Source organism: Flavobacterium branchiarum (assembly GCF_030409845.1).
Taxonomy (GTDB): Bacteria; Bacteroidota; Bacteroidia; order Flavobacteriales; family Flavobacteriaceae; genus Flavobacterium; species Flavobacterium branchiarum.
In genome coordinates, this window is record NZ_JAUFQQ010000003.1 from 617,127 (window position 1) to 643,946 (window position 26,820).

The 26,820-nt window shown below is 32.9% G+C and carries 26 protein-coding genes and 1 pseudogene; 7 read left to right on the forward strand and 20 right to left on the reverse strand.

The window, feature by feature from the left end:
• Positions 1 to 2: 2 nt before the first annotated feature.
• Positions 3 to 1,097 carry a Nif3-like dinuclear metal center hexameric protein gene (locus QWY99_RS03215; protein ID WP_290261304.1) on the reverse strand — a complete coding sequence of 365 codons (1,095 nt, stop codon included), beginning with the start codon at positions 1,095 to 1,097 and terminating at the stop codon, positions 3 to 5.
• A 227-nt stretch (positions 1,098 to 1,324) separates the two neighbouring features.
• On the opposite strand from QWY99_RS03215, the gene QWY99_RS03220 reads away from it, so the two are divergent.
• The 4 genes from QWY99_RS03220 to QWY99_RS03235 are packed head-to-tail and all read left to right on the forward strand — an operon-like array spanning position 1,325 to position 3,650.
• The gene (locus tag QWY99_RS03220; RefSeq protein ID WP_290261306.1) at positions 1,325 to 1,573 is read left to right on the forward strand and encodes a DUF2683 family protein; all 249 of its coding nucleotides are present in this window, start codon (positions 1,325 to 1,327) and stop codon (positions 1,571 to 1,573) included.
• A complete protein-coding gene (locus tag QWY99_RS03225; RefSeq protein ID WP_290261308.1) occupies positions 1,555 to 1,836 on the forward strand; it encodes a Txe/YoeB family addiction module toxin in 282 nt (93 codons plus the stop codon). The genes QWY99_RS03220 and QWY99_RS03225 overlap by 19 nt, the downstream gene beginning before the upstream one ends.
• Positions 1,837 to 1,840: 4 nt before the next feature.
• Complete coding sequence (lpxK, locus tag QWY99_RS03230) at positions 1,841 to 2,866, forward strand: tetraacyldisaccharide 4'-kinase (protein ID WP_290261310.1); 1,026 nt, start codon at positions 1,841 to 1,843, stop codon at positions 2,864 to 2,866.
• Positions 2,838 to 3,650 carry a purine-nucleoside phosphorylase gene (locus QWY99_RS03235; protein ID WP_290261313.1) on the forward strand — a complete coding sequence of 271 codons (813 nt, stop codon included), beginning with the start codon at positions 2,838 to 2,840 and terminating at the stop codon, positions 3,648 to 3,650. Before lpxK ends, QWY99_RS03235 begins: the two co-directional genes overlap by 29 nt.
• Here the strand turns inward: QWY99_RS03235 and QWY99_RS03240 are convergent.
• Genes QWY99_RS03240 through lipA form a run of 3 tightly spaced genes read right to left on the reverse strand, consistent with a single transcriptional unit; the run spans position 3,647 to position 7,754 of the window.
• Positions 3,647 to 5,824 (reverse strand): tetratricopeptide repeat-containing hybrid sensor histidine kinase/response regulator, encoded by a 2,178-nt coding sequence (locus QWY99_RS03240; RefSeq protein ID WP_290261315.1) that lies wholly within the window; start codon positions 5,822 to 5,824, stop codon positions 3,647 to 3,649. The genes QWY99_RS03235 and QWY99_RS03240 overlap by 4 nt on opposite strands.
• Positions 5,825 to 5,850: 26 nt before the next feature.
• A complete protein-coding gene (gene gap / locus QWY99_RS03245) occupies positions 5,851 to 6,855 on the reverse strand; it encodes a type I glyceraldehyde-3-phosphate dehydrogenase (protein WP_290261317.1) in 1,005 nt (334 codons plus the stop codon).
• A 29-nt stretch (positions 6,856 to 6,884) separates the two neighbouring features.
• A complete protein-coding gene (lipA, locus tag QWY99_RS03250; RefSeq protein ID WP_290261319.1) occupies positions 6,885 to 7,754 on the reverse strand; it encodes a lipoyl synthase in 870 nt (289 codons plus the stop codon).
• 271 nt (positions 7,755 to 8,025) lie between these two features.
• Between lipA and QWY99_RS03255 the strand changes: the two genes are divergently transcribed.
• A complete protein-coding gene (locus QWY99_RS03255) occupies positions 8,026 to 8,895 on the forward strand; it encodes a M48 family metalloprotease (protein ID WP_290261321.1) in 870 nt (289 codons plus the stop codon).
• Positions 8,896 to 9,162: 267 nt separating this feature from the next.
• Here QWY99_RS03255 and QWY99_RS03260 read toward each other — a convergent pair whose 3' ends face one another.
• The 9 genes from QWY99_RS03260 to QWY99_RS03300 all read right to left on the reverse strand — a co-directional run bounded on the left by QWY99_RS03260 (position 9,163) and on the right by QWY99_RS03300 (position 18,860).
• Positions 9,163 to 12,111: a DEAD/DEAH box helicase gene (locus QWY99_RS03260; protein ID WP_290261323.1), complete on the reverse strand. Its 2,949-nt coding sequence runs from the start codon at positions 12,109 to 12,111 to the stop codon at positions 9,163 to 9,165.
• A 147-nt stretch (positions 12,112 to 12,258) separates the two neighbouring features.
• Positions 12,259 to 14,007, reverse strand: a complete 1,749-nt coding sequence (locus QWY99_RS03265; RefSeq protein ID WP_290261325.1) for an ATP-binding protein — start codon at positions 14,005 to 14,007, stop codon at positions 12,259 to 12,261.
• Between the two features lie 90 nt (positions 14,008 to 14,097).
• Positions 14,098 to 15,039: an SIR2 family protein gene (locus tag QWY99_RS03270; protein WP_290261327.1), complete on the reverse strand. Its 942-nt coding sequence runs from the start codon at positions 15,037 to 15,039 to the stop codon at positions 14,098 to 14,100.
• A 69-nt stretch (positions 15,040 to 15,108) separates the two neighbouring features.
• A complete protein-coding gene (locus QWY99_RS03275; protein ID WP_290261329.1) occupies positions 15,109 to 16,617 on the reverse strand; it encodes an Eco57I restriction-modification methylase domain-containing protein in 1,509 nt (502 codons plus the stop codon).
• The gene (locus QWY99_RS03280; RefSeq protein WP_290261331.1) at positions 16,617 to 17,531 is read right to left on the reverse strand and encodes a hypothetical protein; all 915 of its coding nucleotides are present in this window, start codon (positions 17,529 to 17,531) and stop codon (positions 16,617 to 16,619) included. The genes QWY99_RS03275 and QWY99_RS03280 overlap by 1 nt, the downstream gene beginning before the upstream one ends.
• 11 nt (positions 17,532 to 17,542) lie before the next feature.
• The gene (locus QWY99_RS03285) at positions 17,543 to 17,716 is read right to left on the reverse strand and encodes a hypothetical protein (RefSeq protein WP_290261333.1); all 174 of its coding nucleotides are present in this window, start codon (positions 17,714 to 17,716) and stop codon (positions 17,543 to 17,545) included.
• Positions 17,713 to 18,030: a helix-turn-helix domain-containing protein gene (locus tag QWY99_RS03290; RefSeq protein ID WP_290261335.1), complete on the reverse strand. Its 318-nt coding sequence runs from the start codon at positions 18,028 to 18,030 to the stop codon at positions 17,713 to 17,715. Before QWY99_RS03290 ends, QWY99_RS03285 begins: the two co-directional genes overlap by 4 nt.
• Before the next feature lie 152 nt (positions 18,031 to 18,182).
• Positions 18,183 to 18,359 carry a hypothetical protein gene (locus tag QWY99_RS03295; protein WP_290261336.1) on the reverse strand — a complete coding sequence of 59 codons (177 nt, stop codon included), beginning with the start codon at positions 18,357 to 18,359 and terminating at the stop codon, positions 18,183 to 18,185.
• A gap of 192 nt (positions 18,360 to 18,551) precedes the next feature.
• Positions 18,552 to 18,860, reverse strand: coding sequence for a hypothetical protein (locus tag QWY99_RS03300; RefSeq protein WP_290261339.1), 309 nt, complete (start codon positions 18,858 to 18,860; stop codon positions 18,552 to 18,554).
• Positions 18,861 to 19,205: 345 nt separating this feature from the next.
• Here QWY99_RS03300 and QWY99_RS03305 point away from each other — a divergent pair, with 345 nt between their 5' ends.
• Entirely contained in the window at positions 19,206 to 19,526 is a 321-nt protein-coding gene (locus tag QWY99_RS03305) for a helix-turn-helix domain-containing protein (RefSeq protein ID WP_290265323.1), read from the forward strand.
• 20 nt (positions 19,527 to 19,546) lie between these two features.
• A complete protein-coding gene (locus tag QWY99_RS03310; protein ID WP_290261341.1) occupies positions 19,547 to 19,828 on the forward strand; it encodes a helix-turn-helix domain-containing protein in 282 nt (93 codons plus the stop codon).
• A gap of 97 nt (positions 19,829 to 19,925) precedes the next feature.
• Here QWY99_RS03310 and QWY99_RS03315 read toward each other — a convergent pair.
• From QWY99_RS03315 to murB, 7 genes and pseudogenes are all read right to left on the reverse strand, one after another.
• Positions 19,926 to 21,180: pseudogene (locus tag QWY99_RS03315) on the reverse strand (site-specific integrase).
• Positions 21,181 to 21,437: 257 nt separating this feature from the next.
• Complete coding sequence (locus QWY99_RS03320) at positions 21,438 to 21,818, reverse strand: PH domain-containing protein (RefSeq protein ID WP_290261344.1); 381 nt, start codon at positions 21,816 to 21,818, stop codon at positions 21,438 to 21,440.
• Between the two features lie 158 nt (positions 21,819 to 21,976).
• Positions 21,977 to 22,801 carry an energy transducer TonB gene (locus QWY99_RS03325; protein WP_290261347.1) on the reverse strand — a complete coding sequence of 275 codons (825 nt, stop codon included), beginning with the start codon at positions 22,799 to 22,801 and terminating at the stop codon, positions 21,977 to 21,979.
• A 153-nt stretch (positions 22,802 to 22,954) separates the two neighbouring features.
• Positions 22,955 to 23,506, reverse strand: a complete 552-nt coding sequence (locus tag QWY99_RS03330; protein ID WP_129539666.1) for an RNA polymerase sigma factor — start codon at positions 23,504 to 23,506, stop codon at positions 22,955 to 22,957.
• A complete protein-coding gene (locus tag QWY99_RS03335; protein WP_290261351.1) occupies positions 23,497 to 24,606 on the reverse strand; it encodes a glycosyltransferase in 1,110 nt (369 codons plus the stop codon). The genes QWY99_RS03330 and QWY99_RS03335 overlap by 10 nt, the downstream gene beginning before the upstream one ends.
• 82 nt (positions 24,607 to 24,688) lie before the next feature.
• Positions 24,689 to 25,303 (reverse strand): FMN-binding negative transcriptional regulator, encoded by a 615-nt coding sequence (locus tag QWY99_RS03340; RefSeq protein ID WP_290261353.1) that lies wholly within the window; start codon positions 25,301 to 25,303, stop codon positions 24,689 to 24,691.
• A gap of 339 nt (positions 25,304 to 25,642) precedes the next feature.
• Positions 25,643 to 26,656: a UDP-N-acetylmuramate dehydrogenase gene (gene murB / locus QWY99_RS03345; protein ID WP_290261356.1), complete on the reverse strand. Its 1,014-nt coding sequence runs from the start codon at positions 26,654 to 26,656 to the stop codon at positions 25,643 to 25,645.
• Positions 26,657 to 26,820: the final 164 nt, after the last annotated feature.

Below are 26,820 nucleotides of genomic sequence, written 5' to 3' on the forward strand. Positions count from 1 at the left end.
TTCTATAAGTACTTAACTGGATTTGTATTTTCTTCTGATAAAATGATTGCAAAATTAAGGATTTTTTTCCGAAGATAATCAACAATATAATTTTTTGTATAGCGTTCGCTTTCAAAATGTCCAATATCTGCTAATAGTAATCGATTTTCGGCTTCATAAAACTGATGGTATTTTAAATCAGCAGTTAAAAAAGCATCAGCACCAGCCTGAATTGCATTTTTTATAGCAAAACTACCAGATCCACCAAGAACGGCAACTTTATGAATTTTCTTTCCAATATATGCCGAGTGTCTAATGCCATCAGCTATCATTTTTTCTTTTACAAAAGGTAAAAAATCAGTTTCGTTCATCGGAGTTTCAAATTCCCCAATCATACCCAAACCTATATTTTGATAATCATTTAGCAAATCGTAAATTTCATAAGCTACTTCTTCATAAATATGAGTATTAAAAAGTGTCTTCAGTATTTTTGATTGTAAGTGTTTTTCAAAAACAACTTCAATTTTTATTTCGTTTCCAGTATGTAATTTGCCTTTTTCTCCAATAACAGGATTGCTGTTTTCGTTTCCTTTAAAAGTAAAAAAACCTTCTGTGTTGAAACTACAATTGTCGTAATTACCAATTTTACCAGCGCCTGCTTCAAATAATGCATTGCGAACATCTTCTGAATTCTCAGGGACAGTATAGGTTATTAGTTTTCGAAGGTATTTCTGTTTCGGAATTAGGACTTTTGTATTTGTCAAGCCTAAAGCATCGCAGAATATTTTATTTACACCTTGCGAATGATTGTCTAGTGCGGTATGAACGGCGTAAATAGCAATATCATTTTTAATTGCTTTAAGAATAGCACGTTCTACATAATTTTTGCCAGTTATTTTTTTGATACCAGAAAATAAAATGGGATGAAAACAAACTACAAGATTGCAGTTTTTGCTAATTGCTTCGTCTATTACATTTTCGAGTGCATCATGACAAACCAAAACTCCTGTAGCTTCTGTTGATGCGTTTCCTACTAGCAATCCAACATTGTCAAAATCTTCGGCATAGCCTAAAGGAGCCATTTCTTCGAGTACAGAAAGTATTTCTTGTATTTTCATTTTTAGATTTTTTGATGATTAGATTGTTGCAATTTTGTAATTATGAAATAATCCAATTTCTGAACAACAAATTAACGAATAAACAAATCAACTTTGGAATAAAAAAAATACTTTAAGAAATCTACATTTGTTAGAAGGAATAGTTTTAAAGCTAATTGCTGTTAGATTGAATTGTTCAAATAAGAATGGTGTGATTTTCGTATATTTGTATTTCAAAATTAAGAGTCATGACTACAATAACAATAAAAATTAATGAGCGTACCAAAGCAGGAAAAGCATTTCTAGCTATGTCCGAAACTTTTTTTAAAGGTGTTGAAGGAATTGAAATTATTGAAACAGATTCTGAAAAAATAAAAAAATCAGAAAGCGTATATAGTCCTGAATTTGTAAAAAAAATTAAAAAAGCGGAAGCAAATATCAAAAAAGGTAAAACTACAAGATTAAATCCTGAGGACATATGGGGAAGTATTTTGTAGAACTTGAAGATCTTGCACGTAAAGATTTAAAGGCTCATTTTAAATCTGGAAATAAATCTGTTATAAAAAAAATTGAAAAAATACTATTGGAACTTAGTGAAACCCCTTTTTCTGGAGAAGGTAAGCCAGAAGAATTAAAATATAATCTAGAAGGATATTGGTCTAGACGTATTAATCAGAAAGACAGAATGATTTATCGGGTAGAAGATGCTATTGTAACCGTTTTTGTAGTTTCAGCGATGGGGCATTATACTGATAAATAAAATTATGAATTTACTTCGAAAAATACTTTTCCCTTTTGCTGTTTTATACGGAATCATTACTTCTATTCGGAATTTTCTTTTTGACAAAGGAGTTTTAAAATCTACATCATTTGATGTTCCGATTATTGCAGTTGGTAATCTTAGTGTTGGTGGAACAGGGAAAACACCTCAAATTGAATATTTAATCCGATTGTTATCAGATAAGTATCAGGTAGCAACTCTTAGTCGTGGTTACAAACGACAATCAGAGGGGTTTGTTCTTGCCGATGCCAATTCTAATGCTGTTATTTTAGGAGATGAGCCTTTTCAGTTTTTTAAAAAGTTTAAGAATATTCTGGTTGCTGTAGATGCGAATCGAACAAATGGAATTCAGCAATTACTTTCTCAATCGAAAAAACCAGAAATTATTTTGCTTGATGATGCCTTTCAACATCGAAAAGTCAAAGCAGGATTTTATATTTTGTTAACTTCGTATGGTGATTTGTATGCAGATGACTGGATGCTACCTACAGGTAATTTGCGAGAGAGCAGGAGCGGAGCCAAACGAGCTAATATAGTTATTGTTACTAAATGTCCTGCTGATCTTGGAGAATCCGAACAAGAGAATATTCGCAGAAAATTAAAATTAGAAGCTTCGCAACAACTCTATTTTACTTACATTGATTATGATGATAGTATTTATTCTCAAACAGAAAAAATAGCCGTTGAAGATATTATAAACAGTCAGAAGCTACTTTTGGCAGGAATTGCAAAGCCAGCTCCATTTTTTAAGTTTTTAAAATCAGATGCAGACGAATGTCTTACATTCCCTGATCATCATCATTTTACAGAAGCAGATATTACAACGATTGCGAAAAAAGCAAAAGAACATAAAATTATTACAACCGAAAAGGATTATGTTCGCTTAAAAGACACTAATATTGCGCCGCAATTGTATTATTTGCCAATAAAAAGCTCGTTTATTAATTATCAAAATAATTTTGATACAACAATTTTAAATTATGTGGGAAAAAGTTCAAGAAACAGTTAGTTATATAAAGTCGAAAACACAATTCGCTCCAGAATATGGTGTGATTTTAGGTTCAGGTTTAGGTGGTTTTACAAATGATATCAAAATAGATTTTACCTTACCATATAATGAAATTCCTAATTTTCCAGTATCAACAGTTCAAGGACATACTGGAGCTTTGGTTTTTGGAACTATTGGAGATAAAAAAGTGGTTGCGATGCAAGGTCGTTTTCATTTTTATGAAGGATACTCAATGGAAGAAGTTACTTTTCCTGTTCGTGTAATGAAGTTTTTAGGAGTTAGTAAATTAATGGTTTCTAATGCTTCTGGAGGAGTAAATGCAGCTTACAAAGTAGGTTCTATTGTAATTATCAAGGATCATATCAATTTTGCGCCAGAGCATCCTTTACGTGGTAAAAATGACGAACGTTTTGGACCTCGATTTGTAAATATGAGTGAGCCTTATTCTAGAAAAATGATCATTAAAACCAAAGAAATTGCATCAAGATTGGATATAGAAATTCATGACGGAATTTATTTTGGTTTACAAGGACCAACTTTTGAAACTTTGGCGGAATATAAAATGGTAAAAATTCTTGGGGCAGATTGTGTAGGAATGTCTACTGTGCCTGAAGTTATTGTTGCTCGTCATATGGACATAGAAACTTTTGGTATTTCGGTAATTACCGATATGGGTAACGAAGAAAGTATAGATACAATCTCACATGATGAAGTTCTTGAGGCAGCAAAAATGGCAGAGCCTAAAGTAAGAGCTTTGATAAAAAACTTGATTTTAGAGTATTAATTACTATTTGAAGAAAAGAATTTTGCGATAATCGTGTAGAATTCGTCAGGAACAAAGGGTTTTGTTATTACGTCGTTCATTCCGAAAGACAATAACATTTCCCTGTTCTCATCCAATGAAATAGCTGTCAAGGCAATAATTGGAGTAATTTTGTCAAATTCACGAATGTATTTAGTGGCAGTAGTTCCATTTATTCCCGGTAAATGAACATCCATTAAAATCATATCAAAGCGTTTGATTTTTAATAATTCAATCGCTTCTTCACCATTGTCGATTACCTCACAAGTTATGCTTTTGTTTTCAAGCATCTTTCTAGTAATCATTTGGTTTATTCTGTTGTCCTCTATCAACAAAATATTTTTGCCTTTTAGTTCGTAGTCGTTATACAATTTAGTTTCTTCTTTAATAGCTAGGGGTTCATTATCTATTTGGAATTTCAATTTAAAAGTAAATGCAGAGCCTTTGCCAACTTCACTTTTAAGATTTATTTCTCCACCTAGCATTTCGGTTAGTTTTTTTACAATTGTAAGACCTAAACCGGTTCCTCCGTATTTTCGATTGACTTCTATTGAGCCTTGTGAAAAACTTTCAAAAACCGTTTGTAGTTTGTCTTCTGGTATTCCTATTCCAGTATCAACTATTTCAAAATAAACAGTTGCTTCATCGTCTTTTAATGAATGTAATTTTACAATAACATTCACGCGTCCATTTTCAGTAAATTTTAGGGCGTTATTAATCAAGTTCATTATAATCTGAGACAATTTAGTTGGATCGCCAATTAGATTATCAGGAATGCTATTATCAATGTCTAGATTAAAAAAGTTTTTATTGGCGGTAGCTAATTCTTTTAATGAGCTTTGTATGTTTATGAGTAATTCTTTTAGATTGAAGCTTATTGCTTCTGTCTCGAGTTTGTTAGAGTCAATTTTATTTATCTCAAGAATTTCATTGATAAACGTAGTTAAATAATTACCTGAGAATTTTAATGACTCTAGGTATTTTTTTTGTGATTTTTTAGGATTGTCTTCAATTAATAAATGGGTGATCCCGTTTATTGCATTAAGGGGTGTTCGTAGTTCGTGACTAACTGTTGATAAAAATTCAGACCTTGCCTTTGATGCTTTTTCAGCTTTGTTTTTTGCAATAATTAGTTCGTTATTTTTTTCTCTTAAAACAATATTATTTTGATTTCGAATAATATTGTTTTTATAAAGCGACAAGCTTAAAAGTGATAAAATTGAAATTAAAGCAATAGCGAGAATGCTTATTAATTTAGAATATTTATAGGTCTTTTTGTCCTCAAGATCTTTCTTTTCTTTTTTAATTGCAGTTTTTATAAGCTCTTTATCTTTGAATTTTTTAAAATCATCAAAGTCAACTTTTGAGTTTTTTAATTTATAGATATAGTTCTTTAGTTGGTAGTGTTCATTTAAATAAGAGTAAGCCCTATCGTAGTCTTGGTGTGTTTTGTAAAACTGACTTAACGCTAATAAAATTATTGCTTTTTGGTTAAGATCATTGCTTTTAGAAGTTAGGTCTAGTGCCTTGTCAAGGTAGTATATAGCCTCTTTATTTTGTTTTAGCTCTTTTTGAATAAGTCCAAGCTGATAGTAAGCATCAGTTTTGGTTCTTAGCATCAACTTGCTATCTGGTTCTTCGATTATTTTTTTAAATGTTGCGATAGCCAAATCGTATTCTTTATTGGCTTTTAAGGCAATTCCTTTTTGAAGATTCAGTGTTTGAGTCGAATCAATAATTTTTAACTGTTTAAAAATAGATTCTGATCTTTTATAATAGTTTTCAGCAAGATTGTGGTTGCCTTTTTCAGTATTTGTTATACCAATATAGTGAAGGGTAAGTGCTTTGGTAGCAGTAGTTGTGTCTTTAAGTAGGGTTAGACTTTTGTTAAAGTTGGTTAAAGCCTCGTCGTATTTTTTCTGGTTATAAAAAATTTTACCTAGCTTAAAAGTTTGGTTGGCTTGGCTTTCAATTTTATGATTTGATTCACTAAAAAGGATTGACTTTTCGGTAAAAGCGAGTACTTGATTGTGTTTTTTGGCCTTGACACTAGAATTAGATGGTTTGCTAGAATGCACTACGTTATCTGTATTCTCAGTTAACTGAGAATACAAAAATGAACTGAAAAGACTGATTATAATAAAAAGGTATTTCATGTATTGTAATACTTTCTATAATTAGTTTATCTTTCTTTTGTCAGCAATATCAAATCGATTAATCTAGACGAATAACCAATTTCATTGTCGTACCAGCCTACAACTTTAACCATTTTGTCGATTACAGAAGTAAGTTGTGCATCAAATAAACAGGAATTCTGATTTCCGATAATATCAACAGATACAATAGGATCTTCAGTATAATCTAAAATTCCTTTTAAACTAGTTTTAGCGGCATTCTTAAATGCGTCGTTAATTTCTTCGATAGAAACGGCACGATTTACATTGAAAGTAATATCGGTTAATGAACCATCTGGAACAGGAACTCGAATACCACAACCGCCAATTTTATTTTGCAATTTAGGGAATATTTTTGTTAATGCTTTTGCTGCGCCCGTTGTTGTAGGAACAATTGATTGGCTCGCACCTCTAGCTCTGCGTAGATCTTTATGGGGTTGATCGTGCAGACTTTGATCTGTTGTGTATGAGTGTATCGTAGTAATGTAGGCCTGCTCGATACCACAAAGATCATCGATTATTTTTATCATTGGAGCTGCATTGTTTGTTGTACAACTCGCATTTGATATTATAGTTTCTGTTCCATCTAATATTTCTTCGTTTACACCCAAAACCACAGTTTTGATAGTGTCTACTTCAGAAGGGGCAGATAGAATAACTTTTTTTGCTCCAGCTATAATGTGCGCATTTATTTCATCATGCGTTTTATATTTCCCTGTAGATTCTATAACATAATCTATATCACAGTCCTTCCAGTTTAAGTTTGAGATGTCCTTTTCGTGGAAAAATAAAAAATGCCTTCCATCAACGATTATTCCATTTTCGTCACTGCTCACAACATAGGGCAATACACCATGAATACTGTCGTATTTAATTAGGTGTGCCATAGTTTTGGTGTCTGCAATGTCGTTTATGGCGACAACTTCAATTTCAGGATGGTTTAAAAGTAATCGAAATAAGTTTCGACCAATTCTTCCGAAACCGTTAATAGCAATTCGTATTTTTTTATTCATTTAAAAAGGAAATATTCAACATTTAGAAACTAAAGAATGTGTTTTTGTGCCTTATAAGAAGAACGAACTAATGGGCCACTTTCTACATGGCGAAATCCTAATTCTAGTCCAAATTTCTCATATATAGCAAATTGATCTGGAGTGATAAATTCTTTTACAGGTAAATGTTTTTTACTTGGTTGTAAATATTGTCCAATTGTTACCACATCTACATTTGCATTACGCAAATCAGTCATGGTCTGAAATACTTCTTCTTCGGTTTCTCCAAGACCAAGCATAATTCCCGACTTGGTTCTGTTGATTCCTTTTTCTTTTAAGTAGCGTAATACTTCTAGGCTACGGTCGTATTTGGCTTGTATGCGTACTTCACGAGTTAATCGACGAACAGTTTCTACGTTATGAGAAACAACTTCAGGGTTAGCTTCTACAATTCGGTCAATGTTTCTTTCTATTCCTTGAAAATCAGGGATTAATGTCTCTAGAGTCGTATTCGGATTCATACGGCGTATTGCCTTAACAGTTTCAATCCAAATAATCGAACCACCATCTTTTAAATCATCTCTATCTACACTTGTAATTACAGCATGTTTGATATTCATGATTTTAATAGAGCGTGCTACTTTTTCTGGTTCGTCCCAATCTACAGTCTCAGGTCTTCCGGTTTTTACACCACAAAAACCACAAGAACGTGTACAAACGTTACCTAAAATCATAAAAGTAGCAGTTCCTTCTCCCCAGCATTCACCCATATTTGGGCAACTACCAGAAGTGCAAATCGTATTTAAACTATATTTGTCTACCAAACCACGTAGTTCGGTATATTTCTGTCCAATCGGTAGTTTTACCTTCAACCATTTTGGTTTTCCAACAGGTAAATTATTATCTATAACGCTTTCCATATTCAATATTCAAAGTACAAAGATACGGAATGTTGTTTATTTGTAGATTTGTTTATGCTTTAATTTATAAAACGACTGCAAAAAGCACGATTATTCTGTTTTTAGGATGAATGAGGTAATCTAGATTTATAAAGTTTTTATGTGATAATTGTAAACAAGTAATTTTAAATATGTCAAATTAATTTCTTTTCTTTAAAATTAATTGGTTTCCTATTAGATGAGTATTTTAAAGTTGTATTATATTTGTTATGGTTAATTTAACATTAAAACGATGAAAAGAAAATCAATAGCATTAATTGTATTGCTAGCAACTTTTGGATTTACAAAAGCTAATGCACAAATAAATTTAGGAGAAAAAGCTTTAGGAGCTGTTCAAAAAGGGTATGCAGGATTTACTTTTAGTGATGCTGATGCCGCAGCTTTATCAAAAGCAGCAGTTGCTGAAATGGATGCCAAAAATCAGATTGCCCCAGCGACAGATGGGTACGCAATTCGATTAAATAGATTGTTTGGAAAACATACTGCTGGTAATGGGTATACTTTAAATTATAAAGTTTATATGCTAAAGGAAGTAAATGCTTTTGCAACTGCAGATGGTAGTGTTCGTGTGTATTCAGGTTTAATGGATATTATGGACGATAATGAATTACTTGCGGTTATCGGACATGAAATTGGTCACGTAGCTAATCATGATTCAAGAGATGGAATGAAAGCACTTTACAAAAAAGAAGCTTTAATTGATGCAGTGTCTTCACAGTCAGGAAAAATTGCTGCGCTTACTGAAACTCAATTGGGAAAAATTGGAAGCGCTATGATTGATAGTAAGCATAGTAGAACACAAGAATCTGAGGCAGATTTATTCTCGTATGATTTCTTGAAAAAGAATGGTTATAATATTAATGCTGAAGAATCGGCATTTAGAATCCTTGCAAAGATGAGTGAAGGAGCAGAAGGATCATTTCTAGATAAAATGATGAGTTCACATCCAGACCCTAAACAAAGAGCAGATGCTGCTAAGCAAAGAGCAGAAAAAGACGGATTGTACAAGCCCTATGTACAACAAAAAATAGTGAATACTGTACCAGTAGCAGCAAAGAAAACAACTGCAAAGAAAACAGTTAAGAAAACTACTAAGAAATAATTAGATTTATTTTTTGAGCATAAAAAAAGCAGAACCTTAGGTTCTGTTTTTTTTTATTTTAAAGTTTTCAGGAAAAAGCTGTATCGATTGAATACTAAGCTTTTATAGAGATAATCAAAAAAGTCAGGTAACGATTTGGTAACGGTGCTAATTGCTTTTATTTTCAACGTGTTTCCGTTAGCTCATAACAAATATACAATATGATAGTATATTATAAAATATCATTTCCAAATTATTACACAATCTCTAGTTTAGATTAGCTGTTTCTTAGACCATTTGTTCTTCCAATTGTCCCTTCCAAATGGAGAACCCTTTATTGTAGTCCGAATAATCGTGGACAACTCTTGAAAAATTTTGCGGATTTGTTTCTAAGTAGGCTTGCCGTCCTTTTTCACGAATAATATTCAGGTCTTTGTCAATTTGCTTTATTGTGTCGATCAATACGGATTTACCTTTATCTGTATGCCAAATATAAGTTGCTTCTTCGGTATCTAATGTTTCTAAAATAATGTGGTAGTTTTGTGTTCCTTCCAGCAAAAAAACAAATGAAAACGGTTGTAAAACGAAGCGAAGTTTCATTACATTGCGTTCGTGCTTGTCTGCTAAAAACTGAATGTGTTGTGAATGTTTGTAATGTTTACCTTTTAGCAAATCGTTCAAAATACTTTCTGCATCAGTATAAAATGTTTGATTTTTAGGAAGTTCATTTGTGGTGAGAATGTTTTGTTTTGATATCGGAATTTGACCGATGAAACTCTTATTCAGAAACTGAAATTTCACGCTTTCTACAATTTCTTTATCGATGTTTTCAATATCGGAGGAAGTGGCTAATTGCGATAAAATCACACCGTTTTCTATTTCTGCATAAATAGTTATAAAAATGGATTTTGATTTCAAAATCTTTATGAAATATGGTTTTAAGACTTCATATTCAGGTCGAATTTCTTCGTTTTCGATTTCGAAATCAAAACGTTGGTTACTTTCTTTATCAATATACGCAAAACCAACATTTCCATATCTGAAATCCAAAGCTTCTATAGCTATTTTGATTTTCTTTTCGATTACCAAACTTTGTCTTTCTGGAATAAGTTCGGTTGGTTCATCAAATAAAGTGGCTTGTTTCATTATTTGACGATAGTAAGTGTTTCGTCTTAAAAACAGTTTATTCAAATAATCAATTTTGATGTCCCGATAATCATAAATAGTCGGAGTGATTTCTGAACGTTGTACACGACCTATATATTGAATCAGCTTGCCTTTGAAAGAAAAAGGATATACCAAAAACAATGAACTGATATTGGATAAATCTGAACCTTCTCCAAAATATTGTCCTGTGGTAATTAGTATTTGGAAATTACCTTGCTGTAAGGTTTGCCATTTGGATTTTCTGTTACTTTCAGAATTATTTCCACTTAGCGTAATAACTTCGTAAGATTGTTTGAGGAAAAGGTACAGTGAATCAATATGTTCTTTTCTTTCTGTGATAATAGCAATTCGTTTTCCTTTAGAAAGCTCGTTTTCAATATCATTAATAATGAGTTTATTTCGTTCCGAATCGTGAACCAGTATCTTTGAAAGTGTTTCAAAATTATCTGTTTTGGAATTGAAAGGAACATCTAAATTAGTGTTTCTGACAATAATTTGAGCGTGTTTAAAATTTTCAATTTCATTACTGGATATTTCCGAAATTATTTCTCCAAGAAAAGCAAAAATCAGTTTGTCATCATTGTATTTTCTGAATGGAGTTGCAGTCAATCCATACAAATTGAATGATTCCAACTTCTCAATGGTATTGCGAAATGTTTCAGCAGGAATATGATGGCATTCATCCACCAAGATAGTTCCAAATTGATTTTGGATTTGCTCAATTTGTTTCGGCAAACTTTGGATAGTTGCAATGGTAATTTGCTTTCCTATCTTCGCTTTTCCCTGACCGATAATACCGATTTCATGTTTAGGAATTCCGAGAAATGCCTGAATCCGTTCCTGCCATTGTTCCAATAATTGTTTGCGATGAACAACAATTAAAGCTGATTGTTTTTTATCTGCAATAATCTTCAATCCCATAATCGTTTTGCCCGAACCTGGCGGAGCAACGATAACACCGAAATCCTTTTTTGAAACGGCTTCAATGACTTTATCTTGATGGTCTCTCAAAGTTGAATTGAATGCGAAAGAGATTTCTGTCTTTTGTTTTCGATTGTCTTGAAAATCAAAATCCAAGTTTTGTTCTTTACAAAATCGCAAAAGTTTGCCAATGAAACCTCTTGGAATGATAATTTCATTTTCTGTTTCCTCGACAAGTTTAAAATACCGTTCTGTTCCAAACGTATTTTTGCCTGATTTCTTCTTGATAAAAAACTCTGAATTAGCAAAATTCAATTCTTCTTTCAGAAAATTGATTAACGGAGAACTCAATCTATCTCTTTGAATACGGATATTTTGTTGAAGTACGATGGATAATTTTCCACTTCCGTAGGATGCAACGTCGTTAGTTGGTAAATTTTGCTTTGTTGAAATTTCCTGAAATAATTTGTCCAACACTTCAATCGAAACTCTTTCAATTTCATTCAAAAATTGCCATTGGTCAGGTATCGGCTCAAAAGTTTCAGTATTGATAAAACAGCTATTTCCGTTGTCCATTGCGGGTTTGAAAAATGGCAGAGCAATTAGATTTCCCAAACCTTTTCCTGAAAGAAAATCTTGATTTGGAAACAAACGATCAAAACTGGAGCTTTTGTCAAACATTGAAAATACCCCAGACTGTTCCAAAATCGAAATGAAAATTTTTCTACTTCGGATTGCAGGATAAGGTCTATCAAAAAATACCCATACGTGTCCTCCATTTCCCGAACGTGAACGCTCCAAATAAGCAGGAATATTTTTTTCCTTGCAGGCATTTAGGAAATTTACGGCTTCTTCTTTCCAGTTTTGTTTATCAAAATCAGCTACTAAAAACCAAGAAGTATTATCTTGTAACAATGGGTAAACACCGATTTGCTGAATACCGTTTAAATGCTTTTGAATTTCACTATTGTTAAAAGGCAAAAATGTTTTATGTGGATAATTTGCAAAAGTCCCGCCATTCATTTTATGTGTCCGATAATGATACAGGTCATACTGATAGGCGGGCATATATCCAGATTTTCCCGATTTCTCCCAACGGATAGCAAATACATCTTCTCGGCCCCTAAAAAGAGAAAAGAAATCATTCATCTAGTACTAATTTTACTCAATTTGATATTTAGTCTATCTTTATTTATATTTTTTTTTCTCGATCGGTTGATAGTTGGTTACAAGTATGCTCTCTTATAGACTTTAGTATGTATTTTGTTTTTCAGTTACTTGCAAATTTTGGAATTATCATAATTTTGATTGCTTCCTTAATCCTGCAACCGCTGTTGGGATGTCTTGTAACGCATCTTTATTACTCCATTCTTTCCAAAACTGTACTGTAGCACTTTGAGGTTTTATTGTTGGTTTGTCAATAATTACTCTTGTAGGAAGAAGTGACGCATCGCCTACAATTAATGCTTCGCCAATGTCAAGAATTGGTAATACATCTGTAAGACCAGCTAAATTATCAGGAAGTAGCCTTTTTATAACCGCTTGATCTTCTGCATTTGAAAGTCGTAATGAAATGAAATTATTGCATTGACTTAAAACTGTTCTGTTTACTTCGGCAGGTCTTTGGCTAATAACAGTAAGACTAACCCCGTATTTTCGTCCTTCTTTTGCTATACGTTCAAAATTTTTCAATCCAAGTTCTGCTGCTACATCTTGATTTGTTCTTTCTGGAATATAAAGATGAGCTTCATCACATAAAAGGCAAATAGGGTGTCTTTTATCTGTTAAAGTCCATTGTTGAACTGTAAATACAATTCTTGCTACTAAACCGATAACAAGAGGTAAAACATCAGATGGCACTTCTGAGAAATCAATAACTTTTACGCCTGCATTTTTTGAATTTGTAGTTGAGCCTTGCATTAAAGCATTACAAAGTTTATCCATCCAATCAATATGCAATTCATCTTCTGAAATTTGAAACATAAATCCTGAACGTTTGTCTTGACTTTTTGCTTCCAATCGTTGAATAAATCTAGATAATTTCCCTTTAAAATCACCTGCTTTTCCTGCTGCTGTTGAGCCTGCAACTTGTTCGTTATCTAACCTTCTCAATTCAGCTATAACTGCTTCTAATGAATAAGGAATTGGACTATCTATTGTGATGCTATCTTTGAAAGTAGTATCACCAATTGAATTTAAAAAGTTTATTTTTTCATTAAAAACGGTTCTTGAAAATACCATAGCTTGATTAGGTGCATTACTATCACTTCTATCAAGCAACATTGCCAACATCTCTTCATAAGTTAATAACCAATACGGAAGCATCAAGGCATTATTTTCAAGATTACCTGTTTTACCTAAATCAGAAGGGTTTGCAATTCTAAAATGCTGTATTCCATCTGCTTTAAAATCTGAACCGCTATATTCTCCGTGAATGTCAAAAAGAATACAATTTGCCATTGGAAGTTTTGCAATCTGCTCAACCAATTTGGCTACACACCAAGATTTACCTGAACCTGTACTACCAACAATTACCGCATGTCTTTGAAAAAGTTTGTCTCCATCTAAAAATGCTTCTGCATTTTCATCAATAGAATATTTTCCAATTGATAAAGGGATTTCATAATTCGATTGTGTAGAAATTGTTTGCATAAATTTGGTAATGTTTTCACCATCAATAGGGAAACAAGGTGCTTCAATTTCAGGAACTGTATCAAGCGTTCTTTTAAAAATGTTCTCAAATTCACCATGTTTATCAATCATGGTTCCTATTAAATTTACTCTTATGATATTTTCTGTAAGTAGAAATCCACCAAGTCCCAAATCTTCACTTACTGAATTGTTGTCGTCCGAAAGTTTTCTAGTGATCCTATTAATAATTCCAATCAAATGCTGCCCTGCCTTTGAGCTTTTTACTGCAATCAGATGATTAACTTGAAGTTTTCTTAATTTTTCAAGTTCTTCAACTTTAACGATGATTGTAGATGTATCTACACTAAACACGGTGCCGATTGATGCTGTTTCTTCAAACTTAAATATTGCCATTGTTGAGGTTTATGAGATGATTAATTTTAAATACTCGCCTAATGACCAATAATTAACATTAGGAATTATGTGTTCGCCAAAACTAGAAGACTATACTTTTGTATCTGTTCCATTTATTTCTTCCATTAAAATATAGTGTTTACAATTGCCTGTAAGAATTGATTGTTTTGTTTTAGGGGTCAATTCTTTTGTTAAAACAATAATTGGTTTGGATTTTATTTGTTCGATTAGTTTTGGTTGTACATGAATATCATTAAAACCATATCCAATGCATAAAAATCCGTTTGCTGTTTCTATTTCATTGTCGGCTTGAGCAAAAATTGTACGGTACGGCTCATTATGTGTCTCAAAATATTTACTTAGACCAGGTGTTACAATAGATGGTTTGCTATTGCGAGGAACTGAATGTCGCAAAGGAAGCTGTATATTTTCATCATTCATTGTTTTAAACCAATCTAAAGAACCGTGAACTTTCCAGATATTTACTTGACCATTGTAACCTTTTATGGATGACAAGGAATTTTGATGAATGGCATTTGAGAAATGTCCAATATAATTTTGTGCATAACCTGTACAGATTATTGCTTTAGCGAAACTGGCCGCATATTCTGCTAATCTGTCATAATTAGTTGTTACAACCGATAGTTTTTTGTTAGCGGTTGAAAGCAAATGTTCTGTCAATTTAGCCAAAGGGAAATTTTCTGTTGTTTCTAAAAATTGCTCATAAGCTTCGAAATCCGATTTATTAACCAATTCCCATGTTTTACAAACTATTTCGTTTAAAACATTGTCTCTTAATTGTAGTTCAGAAAGAGTGGCTTCTAAATCTCCATTAGTATCAAAAGATGTTTTGAATTTTTCAAATTGTTCTTGGTCGTTAGTGTCTGTAAAAACAATTGAATTTTTCAAATGTTCTCCAAGTGTCCACATAGATGGAAGCTTAAACGGAACAGAAGCTCCGCTTCCTAATACAACTAAAGGAACTCGGTTTGTCCAATCTTGAAGCTGTTTTAATAATGCATCTGTATCCATATTTTATTTACTTCTATTTAACCTACGTTTCGATAACTTTTTCCAAATACTGTGAGCCAAATTAATTTCTTATACTTTATAAATCCCTTCAATCATCTCCCAAATCTCCAACTCTTCTATTTTGTCATAATTTTCTGTTATTCTTACTTCATCAACAATGCGTTTCGTTTTTGCCGTTATCAATTCCAAAACTGGTTTTTCGGGAATGATAATCGGAATTTTTTTGATGTAGTTTGCAGGATTGTTAGCAGATGGATTGATGGTTCTAATCAATTTATTACAAGTTGGTGAATTGAAAAATGCCAACAAATAATAAGTTAGACTTTCATCTTTCGGAAAAATTCCCACAATACTTTGGTCGAACAATTTGTTTTCAATCAAAGAGGCTGTAATACTTGATGAACTTATCATTGGTACACCAATCCCAAATCTGAAATAGTATTTTGGGTTTTGAAATCTTGATTTTTTGTCGGTTTTGTAATGTTGTACGGCTTCTTTGCTCCAATTCATAAACCAACTTTCTGGCTTTAGATATTTAGTATTTCCGCCCTTTACGATTGGAATAAAATGTTGCTTGTTTTCAATTCCTTTTAAAATATCAATATTTTCTTTGTAATCTTTATTTATGGTTTCTGAATTTACTAAATCGTAGTTTTTACCGTTTTTCAAATCAACACTTATCACTTGTAAAAAACGTTTATCATCGCCTGAATAAAAACCAGTAACACAATCGGCAATGTCACCAATTTTGAATTTGGATTGATTAATCAATTTCAAAATGTTGCTGTTTTCTGCAATCAAAAATGCGTGGTCGGGATTATTGAAAATAGTTGCTTGTGTAAATTGATATGTCTTTAAAGCATTATCATTTATATTGTTTAATTGCTCTACATTACCAAAACCATTGATAACAGAAAAGCTATTTTGCATACATTCTTTATAGTCGCTTTTCTTTCTTAATGTAATGATGGAAAGATTGGCATAACCAAAATTTACACCTGGAAAAAATGAAGAAGGAAATAAAGCCAATTCCACAATTTGGGTTTTAGTCAAAATGTGATTTCGTAAAGCTTTGTGCATATGTAGATTGAGAAAAGTGTCAGGAATGATAAATGACAAAATCCCATCCTCTTTCAGTAATTCAATACAGCGATATAGAAACAAACCGTAACTTTCTTTGGCGTATAATTCTGGATACATTTTTTTGAGAACCGTCCGTTTCTCATAATCTTGCCAAGCTCCATAAGGAGGATTAGCTATGATTTTATCATAAATACCACCAAAACAAGAGTTAAAGCCTAACTCTGCATCTAATAATGTATCACATTCCCGAATAGTTACATTCGGATAATCTGAGAATTTTTCATTTAGCGTTTCAATGGAATTTGGATTAAGCTCGCAAATATCAATATGAGCAAATTCGTTTTCGCTTAAAATTGTTTCCACAAATACGCCATCACCACCACAAGGTTCAAATATTCTATCGCTTGTTTCCAATGATAGTTTACTCACCATATAATCAACAATTGGTGTCGATTTTGTGTAAAATGCTTGATATTTTCTTGCTTCGCTTATCATTACCAAAGTAAATATTGTAAAAGATTATTGTCTGTCAAATGTTGAGTTGTTTCTGCATTGAAATCCGCTGCCCAATCAATGTTTGTTTCCGTCCATTGTTTCAGGTTGTAACCTGAATATTCACTTATTTTTTGGTAGGCTTCGCTTCCACAATACGCTTCCCAAATTCCTGAATTTTTCAGCGTATTGAAATAACTGTTGTTTTCTTCTGCTCTTACAAAAAGCAAACATTTATAGTTGTCATCAAGGTTTTGGTAAATGGTTGCAACCAACAAAAGTCTGTTGGTATTTCCTTTTTCGTTTGAACCAAATCCACTTTTAAAATCCACAACATATTTTTGTTCATTGTGAGAAAAATGTAGGTCAAGTTCTAACTGAATTTCTCCTGAGCTAACTAAACTCCAAACTTTGTCGTAATACTTTTTTAGTTCTTGCTTTTCTTCATCAGTGATGGCTAGGTTACCAATGTAGTCTGTAATTTCATCAGTCATTTTCTTTTTAACTTCCGAAAAAAGTGGTGGTATAAAAAGCGAAAGATTGTTGATTGGGTAATAAAAACACAATTTACAAAATGGATCCCAAAGTTCACCGACTCTTCTCGAAAAGTCCATATATTCATAAGGTCTTACAGAGTTTCGGCTTTCAATCATTACTACGATATTGCAATAAGTAATCATCAAAATGGCTTCCAATTTTTCTTGGTTAGTCCATTTTTCTTTTTCAGATTGTTGCAATAAAGTTGTAATCAGATTGTCTTTTGTCTGATTCAAAGCTCGGTTAATGGCACTTGCGCGTTTGCTAAATTCAGTTTCCGAAAATTGAGATTTTATTTGTACCAAAAACTCGCTTGCTCTATCTCTGAAATAAGCCAAAAGCTCTTGCTTATTATCTTTTATATTCTTGTCTATATTCATTCTACGTCCTTTTAATAGATAAATTTGATAAGTCCTTTCGGTGATTTTTCATCAAACCAAAGCCAAATATCAAAGCGATAAGTTCCCTTTTCCCAATAATAAAAATCTTGTTCAATTTCATCGCTGTTGTTTATTGAAATATTATTAAACTCGCTCCACATTTTATTTAATTCAGTTAATGTCATTTTTTCTTGTTGCCTTTAAAATATTCAACTTTATCTTCTGCTACTTTTAGCGTATCAATATCGGCTTCCTCTTCCATTATTCTATATGCAAATTGGTCGCTAAGTAATTCTTTAATCAATAGTTTTTCGTCTATTTTAAAAAACTCTGCAATGTGCTTTATTTGCTCTTTTGTTGGTTGTCGTTCGTTACGTTCAATTTTTCCAAGTAATGAAGTGTCAATGCCGATATGGCTTGCTACTTCTCGCAAAGAAAGCGATGCTTGCTCTCTTAAAGTTCTTAATCGTTCGCCTATGGTTGTAATACTTTTTTCCATTGTCGTCATTTAGGACGTGTTTTGTCCAAAAATAAGTAAATAAAATTGATAGGACTAATTTTGTCCACGAATTTTACTAACAAGATGTGAGGTGTTGATGGTTTTGATATGGCAATATAATTTCCCATTTTTTGAAGTGCTAAAATAATATATTACAACCTTCTCCCTTTCTTCTTTTTCTTCATCTTTTTAGCGAACTGCTCTTCTTTGTAATCCACGCCCTGTGCATCGGGTAACAGGCTGAACAATCCCAAATCAGAGCCTTGCGAATGTTCCTGCGAGATAAACTCAAAAAGGTCTTTCGTTTGCAAATCGTCTATTAAATTCATTTTTGAAACAGGGCTTTCCTGTATCTTTGGTTCGGGTTTGTTTCCGTTGTTCCACCAATCGTTGAATACATTTGCCGACAGTTTTTTGTCTAATTGTGAGCCATTCCAAACGGTTCGGTTTTCGTGGTCGATGAATGTAATACCGTAAATCCGTCCGCTTTCGTTCCTGCGGACAACCGTATTGATACCCTGCTAGGTAAGTTGATTTTTAAATTCCGTTTCGCTGTTTGTGGTATGTATAGCCAATTCAACGGTGTTCTTTAGAACAGACTTCGCAGGATTGGCTTTCATCTTCTCTTTGGACTGCTCGAAGTGTTTTTGCAGTTGCGCTACGCCTGCATCTTTGCCGAAAAGCGATGCTTTGAAAGGGTTACTTACTTTGTTGCCGTTCTCGTCCAATGCCACATATACTAATCCGTTTACGGTCTGTCCGTTCCGTTCGCCCTTGACTTCCTCCGCTGTAATATTGAAAAGTGACAATAAAGCATTGTAACTACCCATAGTAGAATAGTTATTTTGATGTCAAAACGGCTTGGATAGTTAACCATATTATCGAATTGAAAATGATTATCATTGAATTTTTCCGTGTAGTTAGAGATTTTGAAGTCTTAATAATCCAACAGAATAAAAAAAATGTTACAACCGTCGTAATTCCGAAAGTCAAAGAAATGTATATAGGTAAGTTTTCTAACATAATTTTCAAATAAAACTGCAAGGTATAAATGTTTCCCTTTTTGTGATGCTTCTCATGAGACAAGAAATTATTTGAAAGGTCTAAAAAAATGGCGTTATAATACAGTATTTGGCATCTGTACGCCAAATACCGCCATTGAAAGCAATATTACAATGACCTATGTGAATAGCTACTATTTTCGAGGTTTAAATGATGAAGATATGGAAATAACGGTTTTAGACATTCAGATTTTGACAGCATTGCACAGAGAGGTAAAGGAAGTTTCCGTATTGATTAAGGAAATCACTACACCCTACAAAGCACTGCAAAAGGCAATGAAATGGCTCGACCATCAGGAAGCCTGCCAATTGCTCAATATCAGCAAAAGAACGTTGCAGACGTATAGGACAAAAGGCATTCTTGGAGCAACGCAAATCAATCAGAAAACGTATTTCAGATTATCCGAAGTGGAGTTACTTATGCAGGGAGAGTGACCACTAAAAAAGCAAAATAAATGAGACAGGTTGGAAATTCTAACGAAGATATGCTTGCCCTGCTCGAAGCTGTGGTAGGCATCAAAAATGAACTCCTGTACATCAGAGAATATTTCCACCCATTACTAAAAGGGAAAATCTATCTATCAGGCGAACAGGTTTGTGAAATACTACACATCAGCAAACTGACTTTGCAACAGTACAGGGATGACGGACTGCTACCTTTTATCAAACTCGAACGGAAAATCCTTTTCCGAGAAAGCGATATTATCAAGGTATTGGAAGATAACTACCAGCGTTAGCTAACTGCGAAAACTGTAACCATATCAGTCAATTAAAAAAACAGCCCACTGCTTTAAGCGGTGGGCTATGTTGTTTTTAAGGAATTGTGATATAATGTTACAGGCTTGCCACAAAAGAGCGTTCCATACCCTTAAATTTATGCGATACCTTTTTGTATATCTTTTCCGACTTTCTCGTTGAGTATCTTGGCGTAAATCTGTGTGGTGGCAATGTTTTTATGCCCTAACATTTTACTCAAACTCTCCAACGGGACACCCTCACTTAAAAATAGCGTGGCAAAGGTATGACGTGCTAAATGAAAAGTTACTTTCTTTTTCTTTAAGGCAGTCAATCAGTTGAGATATTACCTTTAGTCTATCATTACAGGAACCGTTAGAGGACATAGGAAATACCTTGCCGTCCTTTGACAATCCTGCATACTTCTCGATAATCATTTTCGGAATATCCAAGAGCATCACGTTTGAAGATATAGCGGTTTTTTTCCTTCGAACGATAATCCACTCGTTACTACCAAAGAAATCCTGAATATTACTGTTTTTCAATCCTTTTATATCTGAATAGGACAATCCTGTAAAGCAACTGAAAACAAATAGGTCTTTTATCATTTCGTCTTTCTTTTTCTCACAGTTGAACATTACAAGCTGTTCCAACTCGTTCCGTAACAGATAACCACGGTCTTTATCCTTTTTGGTATTCTTGTACTCGCTGAACGGATTAAAGGCAAGATGCTTTCTGCTCATTGCCAATCGGCAAAGCGTGGTAAATCCAATCATATATAGCCAAATAGTGTTGTGTGTCAAACTTTGGTCGTCACGCAGGTAATAATTAAAGTCCTGCACAAAATAAGATGTAAGGTCGTTGAATGATAAGTCAGAATATCCGTATTTTGTCAGTACAAAATTTCGCAGGTGCTTTAAAAGTGTTTTGTATTTGGTGCGAGTTCCGTTTACCCGAAGTCCGCTGTTCACTTTTTTCTCATAGTCAGAAAGGAACTGTTCGTAAAATTTAAAAAAAAAGTCAGTTCTCCGCTTTCCATACCTAGGAAAGCATTTTTAAGTTTCGCACCGTTTACCGCTCCCTCGTTCTTTAGGATTTTGGAATAGCATTCCTCAATGCCCAAACGGATTTTATCAAGCTTGCCGTTTACCTCGTGGGCTTCTCGGCTTTTGCCTAAAACCCTGCCGTACTTCAAATCCCAATTTGTTGCGGAAATATCCAACTTGGTACTGAATGCAGACTGTTTGCCGTTTACGGTAATCCTGCACATAAACGTAACCTTTCCGTTTTTCTTCGGGGCATTCTTTTTAAGGTAGAACAATACCTTAAACGTTGATTTTTTTGTCGTTTCCATACTCACAATTTTTAATGATAAAATTAAACTTATGTGAGCTACGGAACAATATGGAAAACTATGCATAATACTGAAATACAGTATTTTAAAGGTGTTGTTTGTGTTTTCAAAAGTAACGTTTTAGTAGCCTTACTTTTGCCAAACCTCGCTTTTTACTGCTTTTTACCTCATTGCCAAAAAATCATAAAACGGCTGTAAAGTCTTTATTTACAACCGCTTTGCCTGTTTTTAATCTTTGATGTATTTTTACTAAAAATTTATTTTAAAACGTGATGTGCTAATATTTTCTGAACCTCATAAACATTAACTGATTTGTTAAATTGTTTCACAATGCTTGGGTTTAGTTCGCTAGAAACCCAGATTTTTAATTCAGCATCAAGGTCAAAAGTCCCTGCTGTTTCAACACTAAAGCGTGTGATGCTTTTGTATGAAATTGATTTGTATTCGGTTTTGCTACCAGTTAAGCCTTGTTTGTCAACCAGAATTAAGCGTTTAGTCGTAAAGATAAAAGTATCACGAATAAGTTTGAAACCCATTTCGATTTCTTCGCTGTCAGTTAAAAGCAATCCGTAATTTTTAACTAAATCCTCTTGACTTACTGATCCTGCATTACCAAGTATTGCTGAAAATATTCCCATAATTTATTATTTGTTTTGATGATTCAAAATGCGATTTTACCCAGTAAAGATACATTTTTTTATAAAAGTCTTGCTCTGGATTATTGAGTAAGAATCAATTTTTTTGAAAACAAAAAAACATAAAAAAAAAGCAGAACCTAAATTCTGCTTTTGATTATTTATTCTGCTTTTATTGTGATTGGCAGATTATATGCGGTACGAACAGGTTTTGAATTAATCATTCCTGGAGTCCACTTAGTTCTTAAAGATTTTAAAACTCTAATAGCTTCTTTCCCTAATCCATATCCTGGATCATTTTTCACTAGAATATCGGTCATGCTTCCATCTCTTTCGATTACAAAAGATACATAAATACGAACTGTTCTTTCGCTGTCTAATTCTGGGCGATTAAAATTATTTCCTACATAGGTGTAGAATTTATTTATTCCTCCCGGAAATTCTGGTAGCTTGTCTAGGGCACCTGTTGTTACAAGTTCGTTGCCATTACCAGGCGTTTTTACAATTTCCGTTCCGCTTCCACTTCCGCCAGTTGTTAAAACATTAGTTGCTGTTCCAGTACTTCCTTCAGTTGGAGTTACTACCACAGCATTCTCTGTGTTTTTAGCAATTTCTGGAGTAGCTTGACTTGCTTCTACAATTGTAGGGTTAACAAGTTGGCTTTTTTCAATAACCGTTTCTGTAGGTTGTTGTGATTTTACTTCAGGCATTGCTACTGATTTTTCTGTCACCACATACGGGATGTCGGTTAATTTGATTTCTACCGCCGGAGTATCGGGTTGACTTGGCGCGACATTAGAGTGATTCAGCTTGCTAATTAACATTGTAATAGATACAATCGCCGTGATTAGTAATAATCCCATGAAAAGAGCTTTGATAGAGTTTCTAGAACTCTCATGTCGTAACTGATACGCGCCATACTCTTTGTTTCTGTTTTCGAATACAAGGTCAATCCATTTGTTTTCGTAGATGCTTGATGTTGACATAATTCATGGTTTTAAAGGTTAAGTAGCAGTTTAAATCATAAGCAAAAATAGTTTACCTAATTAACGTTAATAATAAGAGCTTTGTTGTGTGGAATTTTTATTTATTTAAGGGTAAATGTGTAGATTTTTCATCCTTTGATTAAAGATAGTAAATTATCTTTTGTTTTTAATCACTTCTGCTAATAATTTTTTAGCACGAAGTAATTTTATTTTTACATTGCTTAGAGGCTCGTTGATTTTGAGTGCAATTTCTTGGTAACTCATTTCTTGAAAATAGCGTAGTTGAATTACTTCCTGATAATGTGGTTTTAATTCTTTGATGCAATGTAATAGTCGGGATAAATTTTGTTCAGTAATCAATTCATCCTCTACAGACGGAGTTGTGTCGGCTATATTGTAAGCTTGTTGGTTTTCTTGATCAGTAATTTCTATAAAAAGATTAGCTTTCTTTTTACGCAATAGATCAATGTGGACATTTTTTGCAATTGCAATGAGCCAAGTATTGAATTGAAATTCGGGATTATAAGTTTTTATTTTATCAAAAGCTTTAGAGAAAGTTTCGATAGTGATGTCCTCGGCAATGGTTTCGTTTTCGGTGCGTTTAAGCATGAAGCTATATACTTCGTTCCAATAATGGTCCAACAAAAAAGTGAAGGCGATTTGATCTCCATTTTTTGCTTTCTCTATTTTAGAATTTATTTCCAATGTACCGGTTTTGAAAAAAGATTAGTTATAAAGATATTAATTTGAGTGAATATAAGGACAATTTCTACAATAGGAAACCAAATTTTCAAATCATTCTCTTTTAACTTTCCAGCAGAAAACCCTATAACTATCCATACAGCGATGTATCTCACTAGGAACAAGCTTAAAACAATGATCCATTGAAACTGGAAAGACAATAAAATAATAGCCAATAGGAAGAATAGCAATTGAGAGCAATGAAAAATACCTAATTGTATTTTGTCAAAAACTTTGTAATAAGCAGCAGTTGCTACATGCTTTCTTTTTTTAATAAACCAATCTTTATATTTTTCTTTTGGTTTTGAATAGGTGAAGCTCTCAGGAGAATAAGCAATAGTTGTGTTATTACCATTGGCAGCTTGGTTTATAAATAAATCATCATCTCCTGATCGAACTTGAATGTGACTGATAAAACCATTTACATTAAAGAATTCTTCTTTTTTATAGGCTAAATTTCGACCAACTCCCATATAAGGGAATCCTACTTTTGCCCATGAAAAGTATTGGATTGAAGTAAGTAAATTTTCAAAACGAATGATTTTGTTTAAAAATGATTTCTCTATTTTATCATAAGCGCTATATCCTAAAACTATTGTTTTGTTCATTGTAAATTGAGAGCTCATTGCAGAAATCCAATTTTTAGAAGTAGGATAACAATCGGCATCAGTAAATAATAAATATTCCTTTTTGGCTGCTTTTATTCCTAATGTCAAGGCATATTTTTTATTTCCCCAAAAGGCTTCGTTGTTTTTTACTTTAACTAAGCGGATAAGATCGGGATATTGGCTTTCGAAATTTTCAAAAATATCTAAAGTTTCATCACTTGAGGCATCGTCTATTAAGACAATTTCGAAATCAGGATAATCTTGTTCTATTAATAACGGAATGTATTTAATTGCATTCTCGGCTTCGTTTTTTGCGCAGACAATAACTGAAATAGGAATTCTCTTTGTAGTGATATTCTGTGTTTTAGCAAATGAGAATTTACTAAATACACCCAAATAATAAGAAAGCTGTATTACAACGATAGCAATAAAAAAGTATAAAATAATTGTAAGCATCTGATTTTAATGTCTTTTGATTTTGAATCTTGCGAGTGCAAATGTAATTATCAATTCTCGATTTTCAACCTTTAAATTGTAATTACTTTCGGCATTTTGCCATTTCTTTTGCAACCGCAATAGACTGAGGGTTTTCTGTTTTTTCTAAGGCTGTGATTATGTTTTTGTAGTTAACATCGTCTCGGTTTTGGGACATTTTTTTAGTTGCCTGAATTTCATCTATTTCAATTTCGAAAGCGATTATACCATGTGCTTGTCGCATTGTTTTTTTAGATAAATCTTCTATGCGAATTGGTTTTTCAGAACCAGCTTCGTATTTGTCAACTAATTTTTTCAATGATTCAATTGCAGCCTCATGATCTATAATTTTTACTCGACCATATATGTGTACAGCACTATAATTCCAAGTAGGTACATTTTCATGATCGTACCAAGATGATGAAATGTAACTATGTGCTCCCGAAAAAACGGCTAAGATTTGATCGTTTTGAACAAAACCTTCTCCTTGAGGGTTTAATTTTGAGATATGACCACATAGTACTTCTTTACCATCTTGTCTTGTTTCTATCTCTAACGGAATATGAGTTGCCCATAATTTTCCGTTTGTTTGATTGATCAATATTCCGAAACTATTTTCTTTAAGGAAAGAACGTATTGCTTCGGGGTCTTCATTTTTAAATATACTTGGTGTGTGCATTGTGTTGTGTGTGTTTTAAAACAGTTGGCTTGTGTGTTAATTACATATTTGCCATAGTTTTGTATTATGGTTTAGCTTGTTTTTTATGAAATTGTGATCTTTCCAGATTTTTAATCTGGTTTTTAAATGATAATTTAGGATAGCTAATTTTTTTATCTTCAGTCTTAAAAAAAAGAATAGTATGTTCAATTTTTCCGAGGACATTTATAATTTTTGTTTTCCCCATTGTTGCCAAAACGTTCCTGTGAGTTTAAACATAATTCATTTAGTATCGGAATTACATTTTGGTCATCTGGATTTGCTGTTCTGATAGAATGAGTTTGGCTCATTTTTATTGCTTTAAATCACATTAACTTCTGCTTCTATGTGTATTCCAAATTTTTCAAAAACAGTCTTTTGAATCTCTTTTGAGATTGCTAGTATTTCTTGTCCAGTTGCGTTTCCATAATTAACAAGTACTAAAGCTTGATTCTTATGAATTCCAGCGTCACCAAAACGTTTTCCTTTAAAGCCAGCTTGCTCAATAAGCCAGCCTGCAGGAACTTTTACTTCAGTTTCAGAAACATCGTAATATTTCATTTCTGGAAATTTTTGATGGATTTTTTCAAAATCTGATTTTAATAGAATTGGATTTTTGAAAAAACTACCACTATTTCCTAATTCTTTAGGATCTGGTAATTTACTTTGTCTTATTGCAATTACAGCATTGCTAACGTCTTTTAAAGTTGGGTTAGTGATGTTGTTTTTGGCTAATTCAGCAGTAATATCTCCATAAGATGTATTGATCTTGTGATTGCGCTTCGTTAGTTTGTAAGTTACCGATGTTATTATGTATTGGTCTTTTACTTCATGCTTAAAGATGCTTTCTCGGTATCCAAAATTGCATTCAGCGTGGTTAAAAGTTCTTATTTCTTGAGTTTCAATATTCATAGCATCACAAGAAACAAAGGTGTCTTTTATTTCCGTTCCATATGCGCCAATATTTTGTACAGGAGTAGTTCCTACATTGCCAGGAATGAGCGACATGTTTTCTAGTCCTCCAAAATCTTGTTCGATTGTCCAGAGTACAAAATCATGCCATGTTTCGCCAGCTTGACTTTCGACCCATACGTAATCGTCATTTTCTTTGATTATCTTTTTTCCTTTTAAATCAATATGAATGACTAAGGCGTCAATGTCTTTGGTTAAAAGCATATTACTTCCGCCTCCAAGTATGAATTTTTTTTGATTTTTATTTTCTTCCAATACCTTTTTTAATTCAGTAATTGAATGTACGGCAACGAATTGTTTTGCTTTGGCTTCGATGCCAAATGTATTGTGATTTTTTAAAGAAAATTGAGATAGAATTTCCATAAATGCGAAACTTTTTTGTAGAATTAATCGAGAGTTCAAAAGTAAGGATTTTAATCTATCTTGTATTGACTTTGGAGTAAATATAGGATTGATTTTTTCATGAGTTTAAAAGCAAGGGGAGTAACGTTAATTTGTAATTAGTGAAGTTTTTAAACCAAGGACTA